The following is a 12,435-nucleotide window of genomic DNA, read 5'->3' as shown; positions in this document are numbered from 1 at the left end:
CGGATGTACTCGGGTGATGCGACAACGCGGCGAGGCGCCGTGCCCGGGGGCACCTCCCAGCCGCCAGGCTGGGGGGCGAGTGAACCTTTCCGGTCGCAGCACACCCTGGGGCCCGTCGTCGAACTCGCGTCGTCGCCCGAAGGGCGGCCCTGCGGCGGAGGGGGTACCGCCCGCGCGAGCGAAGCCGAGCGTGGGGGAGCGTGCATGGCGTCGCGGAGCAGGCGGGAGGTTGACGGCAGGCCCTAGCGCCGCGCGGTCCGGCGCTCGCCGCGAGTGATCACCGCGGTGGACGGGACTGTTAGATTCCAGGCCAGCGTGAGACGACGGCGGAAGGCGGAGCCCCATGGCAAGCCACGGAGCGCGGGGCAGGGGCGGCGGTCGGCCGACCCTCGAAGAGGTGGCCGCACGCGCCGGTGTCGGTCGTGGCACGGTGTCCCGGGTGATCAACGGCTCGCCCCGGGTCAGCGACGCGACACGCGCGGCGGTCGAGGCGGCGGTCGCGGAACTCGGTTATGTGCCGAACACGGCGGCGCGGGCACTGGCCGCCAACCGCACGGACGCCATCGCCCTCGTCGTCCCCGAACCGGAGACCCGCTTCTTCGCCGAGCCGTACTTCTCGGACATGCTCAAGGGCGTGGGCGCCGAGTTGGCGGACACGGAGATGCAACTACTGCTGATTTTTGCGGGCAACGACCGTGAGCGCCGCCGGCTGGCCCAGTACCTCGCGGCGCACCGGGTGGACGGGGTGCTGCTGGTGTCCGTGCACGCGGACGATCCGCTGCCGGATCTCCTCGCCCAGTTGGAGATCCCGGCGGTGATCAGCGGCCCCCGCTCGGAGCGCGAGACGCTGCCGTCGGTGGACTCGGACAACTACGGCGGCGGCCGCTCGGCGGTCGAGCATCTGATCACCCGGGGTCGTGCGCACATCGCCACGATCACCGGGCCCCTCGACGTCTACGGCGCCCAGCGGCGCATCGACGGCTACCGCGACGCACTGCGGGACGCGGGCCGCGTGGTGGACGAGGCACTGATCGCCCGCGGTGACTTCACCGAGGAGGGCGGCCGCCGGGCCATGACGGAACTGCTGGCCCGCCGGCCCGCTCTGGACGCGGTGTTCGCGGAGTCGGACGTGATGGCGGCCGGTGCCCGCCAGGTCCTGCGCGAGGCGGGCCGCCGTATCCCCGACGACGTGGCGCTGGTCGGCTTCGACGACTCGGTGATCGCCCGCCATATGGATCCGCCCCTGACGAGCGTGCGCCAGCCGATAGAGGAGATGGGCCGGGCGATGATCGACCTGCTGCTGGAGGAGATAGCGGACCGTCGCCCGGCGGCCGTACGCGGCCCGGAACGCCGTCAGCTGGTCCTGCCGACGGAACTGGTCGAGCGGGCCTCCTCCTGAGAGGCGCCTCCACGCCGTCGGTCCGCGCGCCGCGCCCACCGAGGGCCGGGTGCCTTCCGGCTGCCGAGGCTTCCCCAGGGCTTCGAGTGCGCCGGGTGCGTCGCACGACGGCCGGCCCGCGTTCCGGGGCGTCGGCCCAGGTCGGCCGGGGTGCAGTGGCCGAAACGCAGTCCAGCCGGTGTCCCGCTCCCACGGGTCACCGGCTGGCTACTGAGGGTGAGTGACGGGACTCGAACCCGCGACATCCTGGACCACAACCAGGTGCTCTACCAGCTGAGCTACACCCACCATGACCGGTGTTTTCTGCTTTCCGCACCGGCCGAGAAAAAGTGTACAGGGTCCGACGGGGTGCTCGCGCCAGCGTTTCTCCGGGGCCCGGTCAGGGCCCCGTCAAGAACGCTACTGCGCGGGCAGCACGTGCCGGGCCGCGATCGTGCGCGCCGTTTCCGAGTCGGGGCCCGGCTGCGGCACGAAGATCGCCTCCCGGTAGTAGCGCAACTCCGCGATCGACTCACGGATGTCGGCCAGCGCCCGGTGGTTGCCGTTCTTCTCGGGGCTGTTGAAGTACGCCCTCGGGTACCAGCGCCGGGCCAGTTCCTTGATCGAGCTGACGTCCACGATCCGGTAGTGGAGGTAGTCCTCCAGCGTCGGCATGTCGCGGGCCAGGAAGCCGCGGTCCGTGCCGACGGAGTTGCCGCACAGCGGCGCCTTGCCCGGTTCCTTGACGTGCTCCCGGATGTAGGAGAGGACCTGCTCCTCGGCGTCGGCGAGCGTCGTGCCGGCCGCCAGCTCGTCGAGCAGTCCCGAGGTGGTGTGCATCTGACGCACCACCTCCGGCATCGTCTCCAGCGCCGTGTCCGGCGGCCGGATCACGATGTCCACGCCCTCGCCGAGTACGTTCAGCTCGGAGTCGGTGACCAGCGCGGCCACCTCGATGAGCGCGTCGTCGGACAGCGAGAGTCCGGTCATCTCGCAGTCGATCCACACCATGCGATCGTTCATGTGTCCCACCTTATGGCCCGCCCGGGTCATGCGGACCGCCCGTGCAGGGAGAAAGGCCCGGTCCCGGCCCTGCGGGCACGCCGAGGGGGCGGGATCCGCGTGGTGTGCGCCACGTCTGGTGGATCCCGCCCGTCCCCGGCTCCGGGCCGGCGGCCCTAGTGCGCGCTGCGCTGCCCCGGCAGGCTCGGGCGGCTGGCCGCGTACAACTCCGGGACATGCCTGACCGGATGATCGACGTGCTTGCCGTGGTGGTCCGTGGCCAGGGACGCCGCTGCGCCGAGCGAGCTCGCGGCGGCCGTGCGCCGGGTCTGCATCGGGACCGGGGCGGCCTCCGGCGCCACCTGCGGCGCCATCGGTCCGCCGGGCCCGTCAGGGTCCCCCGCCCGTTCGCTCTGTGGACGGCGCGCCCGGTACGCGGCCCGGTACGCCGCCGGTGACGAGCCGAGCTGGCGGCGGAAGTGCCCGCGCAGCGCGACCGGCGAGCGGAAGCCGCAGCGCCCGGCGACCTCGTCGACCGAGTAGTCGGAGGTCTCCAGCAGCCGCTGGGCCTGCAGCACCCGCTGGGTGATCAGCCACTGCAGCGGCGCGCTGCCGGTCAGCGAACGGAAGCGGCGGTCGAACGTCCGCCTGCTCATGTACGCGCGCGCGGCCAGGGTCTCCACGTCGAACTGCTCGTGGAGGTGCTCCAACGCCCAGGCGACGACCTCCGCGAGGGGGTCGGCGCCGATCTCCTCAGGTAAAGACCTGTCGAGATAGCGCTCCTGGCCGCCGCTGCGGCGCGGCGGGACCACCAGGCGCCGGGCGAGCGCGCCCGCCGCCTCGTTGCCGTGGTCCGTGCGCACGATATGGAGGCAGAGGTCGATACCGGCCGCGGTGCCGGCCGACGTCAGGACGTCGCCGTCGTCCACGAACAGCTCGCGTGGATCGACGTGCACCGACGGATAGCGCTTGGCCAGCGTCGGTGCGTACATCCAGTGTGTGGTGGCCGGCCGTCCGTCCAGTAGTCCGGCGGCGGCCAGCACGAAGGCGCCGGTGCACAGCCCGACGATGCGGGCGCCTTCTTCGTGCGCCCGGCGCAGTGCGTCGAGCGCCTCCTCGGGCGGTGGTGAGGTGATCGACCTCCAGGCCGGCACCACGACGGTGCCTGCCCGTGAGATCGCCTCGAGCCCGTACGGCGCGGTGAGTTCCAGGCCCCCTGTGGTCCGCAGCGGGCCTTCCTCTCCGGCGGCCACCAGCAGTCGGTAGCGCGGAACTCCGGCGTCCTGGCGGTCGATCCCGAACACCGAAAGAGGTATGGAACTCTCGAAGATGGGGCCGCCGCTGAACAGCAGCACCGCGACGATCTCCTTGCGCCGTCGCCCGGACAGCTTCCGGGCCGCGGCATCCGCCGTGGCAGTGGAGTCGTGGCTCATCCTGCTAAGCCCCCCTCAGTGGTCGCGGCTCCTCGGTTGTGTCGCTCCTGCACGTTTCCCCTCGGTCCTGCACGAGTCCCCCGCCGTAAAGACAATCATGATCGAATTTACTGTGTCCCGCCGTGGCGGCGTGACCAGTTCACCATCCGGCACATTGTCGACATGACAACTTGGCGTGAAGCATTCGATCACGAAGGGTTGCACTCGTGGGCCGTGCAGGGAAGTGCGCCTCGTCCCAGTGGCCAATCCACATAGGGTCCGGGAGCCCTCCGGGACCCTTTCGGTGCAGGTCGAACGGGGGGTGGGGGGCCGTTCGGCCCCATGATGCACGGGTGTGAGAAGTTGGCCGAAAAGAAGCGGGGGCGTGCGCGGAAACCGGTCAGTCGACCGGAGTGTTTGCGTCTCCGTTCCGCCCGCCCCCGCGCGCCCCCGTTCCGGCCACGCCGTACCGGGCGGAGTGGGGTGCGGAGCGCCGGAAGCCGCAGGGTGCGCACTCCTCGTCCACGGGCCGCGCAGCGCCCAGTTCGGACTGCCGCAACAGCGCGCGGCACGCCCAGGTGACCGCCGTGAGGCCCAGCGTGGCGCTGATCGCACCGGCGACCGAGGTACCGCTCCAGACGAGGACCACGGGGACCAGGGCACAGGTGAACCAGGCCCAGCGGACGAGCACGGCCGCCGTTTCGGAAGTGGGACGGTTCCGGGGTGCCGGACGGTTCCGGGACGCGGGGCGGGGTGCGGACACGGCGGGCTCCCTGGGGCGGAGGGTCACCGGATTCAACGCGTGTCCGATCGGTCGGTCACTGGCGTCCACGGGTGCACCGCGGCGGCCGGCGCCGGCGGATCGCCGCGAGCCGTCCCGGTGCCACGGCGTGACCGGTCCGTCGCTCCCCGGCGCCGTGGCCGGTGTCCTTCGCTCCCTGTCCGAACCCGTACCGCGGAAGCCGGGCCGCCGCCCTGGTCGCTGAGTGAACCCTGAGCGAACCACCTGTACGAGGCAGCGACCATTGCGTTACGGGCGTCCCTCGTGCATGCTCTCTGGAACCCCGTGACGGGGGCTCCTCTAGTTCGCGCGAAGCCGGGAACTCTGGGGGTCGCGCGGGATCTGGGCGAAGGAGGCGTGCCGCCGTACCCTTGGGGGTATGCGGTGGGGAAGATGATTCCCGGACACCGCTCCGCCGCACAGTGTCGTCCCACCCACGAGGATCACAACGCCGAGACACTCATGGCCGGTCACGAATTCTTCGAACCCGCGGACCGCAAGCGCCGCGTCGCCGATCCCACGGCGGCCGAGCCCTTGGCGGCGGAAGAGTCACGCCCGTCCTGCGACCCCGCCTTCAAGCACGGTGTGGTGGTCGGCTTCGACGGCTCCACGTCCAGCGAGCGCGCGCTCGCCTATGCGATCGGCATGGCCCACCGTTCCGGCTCGGGCCTGATCATCGTGCACGTCGCCAACCGGCTGCCCACCACGGTGTGGGCGGGCTGCGAGCCACCGGTCTTCGTCGATGTGCCGGACCACCGCACCGAGGTCCTCGGGCTGGAACTGGCCTGCGCCGAGCATCTCGCCGAGGTGCCCTGGATCCTGGTCGAGCGCGGCGGCGACATCTGCCACGAACTCGAAGAGGTGGGGCGGGAGTACGAGGCGGACGCCATCGTCGTCGGCTCCACCCAGGGCATCGTCGGCCGTATCTTCGGCTCGGTCGCCGGACGGCTCGCCAAGCGCGCCCGGCGCCCCGTCATCGTCATCCCCTGAGGCCCTTCGGCACCGCCTCCGGGCGCCCCGGCACGCCCGTGGCCGCCGCTTGTGCGTGCGTACGAACGCCCGGACGCGCTCAGGCCGGTTTCACGCGCTGACGGCCCTCGGACGCGTCAGGCCGGTCTCACGCGCTGACGGCCCTCGGACGCGCCCCTGGCCGGTTTCGCGCGCTGACGACCGCCCGATCCCCGCCGCCTCGCCCCGCGACCCCGTCGCAATCTCCGCGCCGCCCTTTCGTAACTCCCCGTCGGCCCAGGCGAGATGGGGAACGACCACCTCCAACTCCCGTGCGCGAGCGCGCGAAGCTACTCGCGCGTAGAGGTGTTTGTGCCCTTGTGAAGGGCATATATCGGTCACCGCACGACCGTACGTGCAGGACAAGAAGGGAGCCCGCCGTGGACAACGACGTCTCTGCGGGAAGCACCACAACGATCGTCGGCCGACTCGCGCTGGGTGTCACGCTGTTGGCCTTCGGTCTCGGAACGACCAAGGTGATCGACGGCGTGACGACGGCCGACGCCGTGTCACTGGCCCACTATGTGGGCGGCGTCGCCCTGTTCCTCGCCGGCCTGCTCGCTTTCCGAGACCGTGACTCCGCCAACGGTACGGCCTTCTCGGCGCTCGGCGCCCTGTGGTTCACCTGGGCCGTCACGGCCGGCGGCCAGATGTCCGACAACGCCGCAGGACTCTTCCTGCTGCTGTTCGCCCTCGTCGTCCTGAGCCTGGCGCTCGGGGCGGCCGGCGATGTCCTCGGCCAGGGCACCTACGCCCTGCTCTGCGTCTCCCTGGTGCTGCTCGCCATCGGGCGCTTCGCGGGCAACGACGCGCTGGGCAAGGTGGGCGGCTGGTGCGCGGTCGCCGCGGGCGCCGTCGCCTGGTACGCGGCCACGGCGGTCCTGGCCAAGTGGCCCACGTCCCTGCCGCGACGCGCTGCCGGCCGGGGGGTGACGGCCGCCGGCTGAGGCAGCGCCGGGCCGGGGAGGGCGGCCCCGGTCCCCTGAGGGAACGACCCCCTGTGCTGGTGGCACACAGGGGGTCGTTCACGTCGTGCGAGGTGATCCGGGGCGGCGCGGAACCGCTACTCCACCGTCACCGACTTGGCCAGGTTGCGCGGCTTGTCGATGTCCCGGCCCAGCGCCAGCGCGGTGTGGTAGGCGAGGAGCTGCAGCGGGATGCCCATCAGGATCGGGTCCAGCTCGTCCTCGTTCTTCGGGACCACGATCGTGTGGTCGGCCTTCTCCTGCTCCTGGTGGGCGACCGCGAGGATCTTGCCGCTACGGGCCTTGATCTCCTCCATGGCCGCACGGTTCTTCTCCAGCAGATCGTCGTCCGGCACGATCGCCACGGTCGGCAGGGCCGGCTCGATCAGCGCCAGCGGGCCGTGCTTCAGCTCGGAGGCCGGGTAGGCCTCGGCGTGGATGTACGAGACCTCCTTCAGCTTCAGCGAGGCCTCGCGGGCCACCGGGTAGCCGCGCACACGGCCGATGAAGAGCATCGAGCGGGCGTTCGCGAACTGGTCCGCCAGCGCCTTGATCTCCTCCTCCTGCTTGAGGATCTCGGAGATCTGCTGGGGCAGCTTCCGCAGGCCCTCGATGATCCGCTTCCCGTCGCGCACCGACAGGTCGCGAGTGCGGCCGAGGTGCAGCGCGAGCAGTGCGAAGGCGACGGTGGTGTTGGTGAAGCACTTGGTGGAGACCACGCACACCTCGGGACCGGCGTGGACGTACATGCCGCCGTCCGCCTCACGCGCGATCGCCGAGCCGACGACGTTGACGATGCCCAGCACCCGCGCGCCCTTGCGCTTCAGCTCCTGGACGGCCGCGAGGACGTCGTAGGTCTCACCGGACTGCGAGACCGCGACGTACAGCGTGTCGGGGTCCACGACCGCGTTGCGGTAGCGGAACTCGGAGGCGGGCTCGGCGTCCGCGGGGATCCGGGCCAGCTCCTCGATCATCTGGGCGCCGATCATGCCGGCGTGGTACGAGGTGCCGCAGCCGAGGATCTTCACACGGCGCACCGCGCGTGCCTCGCGGGCGTCCAGGTTGAGACCGCCCAGGTGGACGGTGGAGAACCGGTCGTCGATGCGGCCGCGCAGCACCCGGTCCACGGCCTCGGCCTGCTCGTGGATCTCCTTGTGCATGTACGTGTCGTGGCCGCCCATGTCGTACGACTCGGCCTCCCACTCCACGGTGGTCGGCTCGGCCGTCGTCCGGGTGCCCTCGGTGGTGTACGTGCGGAAGTCGTCGGCCTTGAGGGTGGCCATCTCGCCGTCGTCGAGGGTGACTATCTGACGGGTGTGGGTGACCAGCGCGGCGACGTCGGAGGCGACGAACATCTCCTTGTCGCCGATGCCGAGCACGACGGGGGAGCCGTTGCGGGCGACCACGATGCGGTCGGCGAAGTCGGCGTGCATCACCGCGATGCCGTAGGTGCCCTCGACGACCCGCAGCGCCTGGCGGACCTTCTCCTCCAGGGTCTCGGCCTGGGAGCGGGCGATGAGGTGGGTGAGGACCTCGGTGTCGGTCTCGGAGAGGAACTCGACGCCGTCCGCCTCCAGCTTCTTCCTGAGGTCGGAGGCGTTGTCGATGATGCCGTTGTGGACGACGGCGACCTTGTGGTCGGCCGACATGTGCGGGTGGGCGTTCACGTCGGACGGGGCGCCGTGGGTGGCCCAGCGGGTGTGGGCGATACCGGTGGTGCCCTTGAAGCGCGCGGGGACCTTGGCCTCCAGGTCGCGGACCCGGCCCTTGGCCTTGACCATCTTCAGGCCGGACGTCTTGGGGGACGTGACGACGATGCCCGCCGAGTCGTAGCCGCGGTACTCCAGCCGCTGCAGACCTTCCAGCAGCAGCGGGGCCACATCGCGCTTACCGATGTATCCAACGATTCCGCACATATATATCCTTAAGTCCCTTTTGTCCCCGTTGTGGTGAGGTGGCTACCGAGGCCGTCTCCGGCGCCTCAGCCGTAGACGATGCGGCGCAGCTGGCGAAGCGTGAGCTCGGGCGGCGCGACCGCCCGGTACCTCAGATCGGCCTCGATCCGCTCGAAGATCATCGCGTTCACCAGGCCCTGGGCCTGCAGTTCGCGATGACGGCGGCGGACGAACTCCTCGGTCGTCTCGTCGAAGTAGGCGAGCACGTCCTGGACCACCCGCAGTGCCTCGCCCCGGCTCAGGGTCGTGGACCGCGTCAGATGATCAACAAGTTCGTCGTGCACCCGGTAGATCCTGCGGCACGGGCGCCGGAATCGCAAGATTCGTGCCCGATTTCGGGCAGCTGCCCGTGACGGCTCTCGTGGGCACCTGTTCGACGCCTGTCCATTCTGTGTCTTGCGCCACGTCGCTTATGTGGAGGAAGTTCGGGCCACATGGACACACCTCGTATGGGAGTACCTGAGAAGCTCGCCGCCCGTATGAACATGGCGGAGCAGCACGAGTACCTGCGCGCGAGATTCTCCCGGCGCACGATGATCAGAGGCGGCGCCGTCACCCTGGGCGCCGTCACCGGTGGCGCGTTCGTCCCGGGCGCCACCGCCCAGGCCGCCGTCCCCAGCCAGCGCACCGCCCCCGCGACCGAGACCGTCGACGGCGCCCTCGTCGCCCCCTTCGGCCGCCACCTCGCCTTCGGCAACGACCCGCGCACCGAGATCACCGTCTCCTGGCAGGTCCCGGTCGCCGTGCAGAAGCCGTTCATCCGGGTCGGCGCCCACCCCTGTGACCTCTCCCGCAAGATCCCCGCCGAGGTCCGCACCCTCTACACCCCGGCCGGCGTCGGCGCCAGCGGCAACCACACCCAGTACTACCTGCACGCCAAGCTCACCAACCTGCGCCCCGGCAAGACCTACTACTACGGCGTCGGCCACGCGGGCTTCGACCCGGCCGAGCGGCATCTGCTGGGCACCCTCGGCACCTTCACCACGGCTCCCGCCCACAAGGAGCCCTTCACCTTCACCGCGTTCGGTGACGAGGGCGTCAGCTACCACGCCCTGGCCAACAACAGCCTGCTGCTCGGCCAGAATCCGGCCTTCCACCTGCACGCCGGCGACATCGCCTACGGTGACCCGGCCGGCGCGGGCAAGACCACCGACACCGGCTTCGACTCGCGCGTGTGGGACCAGTTCCTGTACCAGACCGAGTCGGTCGCCAAGCAGGTGCCGTGGATGCCGGCCTACGGCAACCACGACATGGAGGCCTGGTACTCGCCCAACGGCTACGGCGGTGAGGAGGCCCGCTGGACCCTGCCGGACAACGGACCGGACAAGACGAACCTCCCGGGCGTCTACTCCTTCGTCTACGGCAACACGGCGGTCATCTCGCTGGACGCCAACGACATCTCCTTCGAGATCCCGGCCAACCTCGGCATCTCGGGCGGCACCCAGACCAAGTGGCTGGAGGACCAGCTCAAGAAGTACCGCGCCAGCCACGACATCGACTTCATCGTCGTGTTCTTCCACCACTGCGCGTACTGCACCTCCACGGCGCACGCCTCGGAGGGGGGCGTGCGACAGGAGTGGGTGCCGCTGTTCGAGAAGTACACCGTGGACCTGGTCATCAACGGCCACAACCACCAGTACGAGCGCACCGACGTCATCAAGGGCGACAAGGTCGTCAAGAAGCTCCCGATCGGCGGCACGGCGTACCCCGAGTCCGAGGGCGTGGTGTACGTGACGGCGGGCGCGGCGGGCCGCAGCCTGTACGCGTTCAGCGCCCCGCTGTCGTACGAGGGCCACGAGAACGAGGTCGAGTCCGTCGCCTCCTTCATCAACGTCAAGGACGGCAAGCAGAACGAGACGGTCGCCTGGTCGCGCGTGCGCTACCTCGACTACTCCTTCCTGCGCGTCGACGTCACCCCCGCCGCCGAGGGCCGGTACGCCACGCTGAAGGTGCGCGGCATCGCCGAGTCCGGTGAGCAGGTCGACCACTTCACGGTGGCGCGCCGGGCGAAGTAGCACCACTCGGAAGGCCACTTCGGCGCCCGGAAGGCAGGGCGCGGAAGACGGCGGGCGGTCCTCGTGTCCGGCACGAGGGCCGCCCGCTCGGTTTCGGCGTGTGTCCCGCCGGACGGCTCGCCGGAGCCCTTCGCGCGGCCCGCTCGCCGGGATGAATTCTCGGCGGGGCGGGGGTTGCCCGGGCCCGTTCTGCGGGAGAGTGGTCTATACCCCTCTCGTCCGGTCCGGGCGAGCCCATGGGGCCTCGTGGAAGGGAGCGCATGTGTCACAGCACCACAGAACGCCCCGCATCCTCGGAACACTTCTGCTCGTCGCGACGGCCGGACTCACCCTCGGCGTCGGTGCCCAGCCCGCCGCGGCAGCCCGCGACACCGGAGCCTTCGCCCGGGTGGTCCCGGCGCCCGCCTCCGCCGTGGCGGGGGGATCCCCGTACGCGATCACACAGAGCACCCGCATCCGGGTGGACGGCACGAGTGAGACCCGGAACGTCGGCGAGTACCTCGCGGACGTCCTGCGGCCCTCGACCGGCTACCGGCTGCCGGTCACCACGACCGGCGCCGGAGGTATCCGGCTCACCCTCGGCAGCGGCCCGTTCGGCGCCGAGGGCTACCGGCTCGCCAGCGACGCCCACGGCGTGACCATCACCGCCGGCCGCCCCGCCGGCCTCTTCCACGGAGTGCAGACGCTGCGCCAGCTACTGCCCCCGGCCGTCGAGAGGAAGACCGTGCAGCCCGGCCCCTGGCTGGTCGCGGGCGGCACCGTCACGGACTCCCCGCGCTACGCCTACCGCGGCGCGATGCTCGACGTCTCCCGCCACTTCTTCAGCGTCGCCCAGGTCGAGCGCTATATCGACGCACTGGCGCTCTACAAGATCAACACCCTGCATCTGCATCTGAGTGACGACCAGGGCTGGCGCATCGCGGTGGACTCCTGGCCGCGCCTCGCGACCTACGGCGGCTCGACCCAGGTCGGCGGCGGCAAGGGCGGCTCCTACACCAAGGCGCAGTACCAGGAGATCGTCCGCCATGCCGCCGCCCGCTATGTCGAGATCGTCCCCGAGATCGACATGCCCGGCCACACCAACGCCGCGCTCGCCTCGTACGCCTCACTGAACTGCGACGGCGTCGCACCCCCGCTCTACACCGGGACCGACGTCGGCTTCAGCTCGCTGTGTGTGAACAAGCCGGTGACCTACGACTTCGTGGACGACGTGGTGCGGGAGCTGGCCGCCCTCACCCCGGGCCGCTACCTGCACATCGGCGGCGACGAGGCGCACTCCACCAGCCACGCCGACTATGTGACGTTCATGGACCGGGTGCAGCCCATCGTCGTCAAGTACGGCAAGACCGTGATCGGTTGGCACCAACTGACCGGGGCGCACCCGGTGAAGGGCGCGCTCGCCCAGTACTGGGGCCTCGACGACACCGCCGCCGACGAGAAGGCCCAGGTCGTCCAGGCCGCACGCAACGGCACCGGGCTGATCCTGTCCCCGGCCGACCGGGTCTACCTCGACATGAAGTACACCAAGGCCACTCCGCTCGGACAGGACTGGGCGGGACTGGTGGAGGTCAAACGGTCCTACGACTGGGACCCGGGCAGCTATCTGGCGGGCGCGCCCGCCTCGGCGATCGCCGGTGTCGAGGCGCCGCTGTGGTCCGAGACGATCGTCACCGACGCCGACATCGACTACATGGCCTTCCCCCGGCTGCCGGGCGTGGCCGAGCTGGGCTGGTCGCCGGCCGCCACGCACGACTGGGACGCCTACCGGGTGCGGCTCGCCGCGCAGGGCCCCCGGTGGGACGCGCTGGGGATCGGGTACTACCGCTCGCCCCAGGTGCCCTGGCCCGCGCGGTAGTCCGGCGAGACGACGACGGGCACCCCGGTGGACCGTACACCGGGGTGCCCGCCCGTTTCGGGCG

Annotated in this window: 10 protein-coding genes and 1 tRNA gene; 5 read left to right on the top strand and 6 right to left on the bottom strand. The window is 70.8% G+C overall.

Translation table 11 applies throughout. From position 1 onward, the window contains the following. Positions 1 to 343 precede the first annotated feature (343 nt). Positions 344 to 1,399: a LacI family DNA-binding transcriptional regulator gene (locus ACFY2Z_RS15255; protein ID WP_390744643.1), complete on the top strand. Its 1,056-nt coding sequence runs from the start codon at positions 344 to 346 to the stop codon at positions 1,397 to 1,399. 215 nt (positions 1,400 to 1,614) lie between these two features. On the opposite strand, the gene ACFY2Z_RS15250 is transcribed toward ACFY2Z_RS15255, so the two are convergent. From ACFY2Z_RS15250 to ACFY2Z_RS15235, 4 genes are all read right to left on the bottom strand, one after another. Further along, positions 1,615 to 1,687 (bottom strand) — tRNA-His (locus ACFY2Z_RS15250). 111 nt (positions 1,688 to 1,798) lie between these two features. Further along, the gene (gene orn / locus ACFY2Z_RS15245; protein ID WP_390744642.1) at positions 1,799 to 2,401 is read right to left on the bottom strand and encodes an oligoribonuclease; all 603 of its coding nucleotides are present in this window, start codon (positions 2,399 to 2,401) and stop codon (positions 1,799 to 1,801) included. 155 nt (positions 2,402 to 2,556) lie between these two features. Continuing rightward, positions 2,557 to 3,813, bottom strand: coding sequence for a helix-turn-helix domain-containing protein (locus tag ACFY2Z_RS15240; protein ID WP_390744641.1), 1,257 nt, complete (start codon positions 3,811 to 3,813; stop codon positions 2,557 to 2,559). A 379-nt stretch (positions 3,814 to 4,192) separates the two neighbouring features. After that, positions 4,193 to 4,555, bottom strand: coding sequence for a hypothetical protein (locus ACFY2Z_RS15235; RefSeq protein WP_390744640.1), 363 nt, complete (start codon positions 4,553 to 4,555; stop codon positions 4,193 to 4,195). Between the two features lie 480 nt (positions 4,556 to 5,035). Between ACFY2Z_RS15235 and ACFY2Z_RS15230 the strand changes: the two genes are divergently transcribed. Both ACFY2Z_RS15230 and ACFY2Z_RS15225 read left to right on the top strand, forming a co-directional pair. Next, a complete protein-coding gene (locus ACFY2Z_RS15230; RefSeq protein ID WP_311692556.1) occupies positions 5,036 to 5,563 on the top strand; it encodes a universal stress protein in 528 nt (175 codons plus the stop codon). Between the two features lie 398 nt (positions 5,564 to 5,961). Beyond that, entirely contained in the window at positions 5,962 to 6,528 is a 567-nt protein-coding gene (locus tag ACFY2Z_RS15225) for a GPR1/FUN34/YaaH family transporter (protein ID WP_390744639.1), read from the top strand. A 116-nt stretch (positions 6,529 to 6,644) separates the two neighbouring features. Here ACFY2Z_RS15225 and glmS read toward each other — a convergent pair whose 3' ends face one another. Together glmS and ACFY2Z_RS15215 are read right to left on the bottom strand one after the other, a co-directional pair. After that, positions 6,645 to 8,462 carry a glutamine--fructose-6-phosphate transaminase (isomerizing) gene (gene glmS / locus ACFY2Z_RS15220; protein WP_390744638.1) on the bottom strand — a complete coding sequence of 606 codons (1,818 nt, stop codon included), beginning with the start codon at positions 8,460 to 8,462 and terminating at the stop codon, positions 6,645 to 6,647. A gap of 65 nt (positions 8,463 to 8,527) precedes the next feature. Further along, entirely contained in the window at positions 8,528 to 8,785 is a 258-nt protein-coding gene (locus ACFY2Z_RS15215; protein ID WP_390744637.1) for a hypothetical protein, read from the bottom strand. Positions 8,786 to 8,950: 165 nt separating this feature from the next. On the opposite strand from ACFY2Z_RS15215, the gene ACFY2Z_RS15210 reads away from it, so the two are divergent. Together ACFY2Z_RS15210 and ACFY2Z_RS15205 are read left to right on the top strand one after the other, a co-directional pair. Then, positions 8,951 to 10,516, top strand: coding sequence for a fibronectin type III domain-containing protein (locus tag ACFY2Z_RS15210; RefSeq protein ID WP_390744636.1), 1,566 nt, complete (start codon positions 8,951 to 8,953; stop codon positions 10,514 to 10,516). 262 nt (positions 10,517 to 10,778) lie between these two features. Continuing rightward, entirely contained in the window at positions 10,779 to 12,371 is a 1,593-nt protein-coding gene (locus ACFY2Z_RS15205) for a beta-N-acetylhexosaminidase (protein ID WP_390744635.1), read from the top strand. Positions 12,372 to 12,435 lie beyond the last annotated feature (64 nt).

This window comes from Streptomyces sp. NPDC001222 (assembly GCF_042896945.1).
In the GTDB taxonomy this organism is placed as follows: domain Bacteria; phylum Actinomycetota; class Actinomycetes; order Streptomycetales; family Streptomycetaceae; genus Streptomyces; species Streptomyces gibsoniae.
This window is presented reverse-complemented; position numbering and strand designations above follow the sequence as displayed.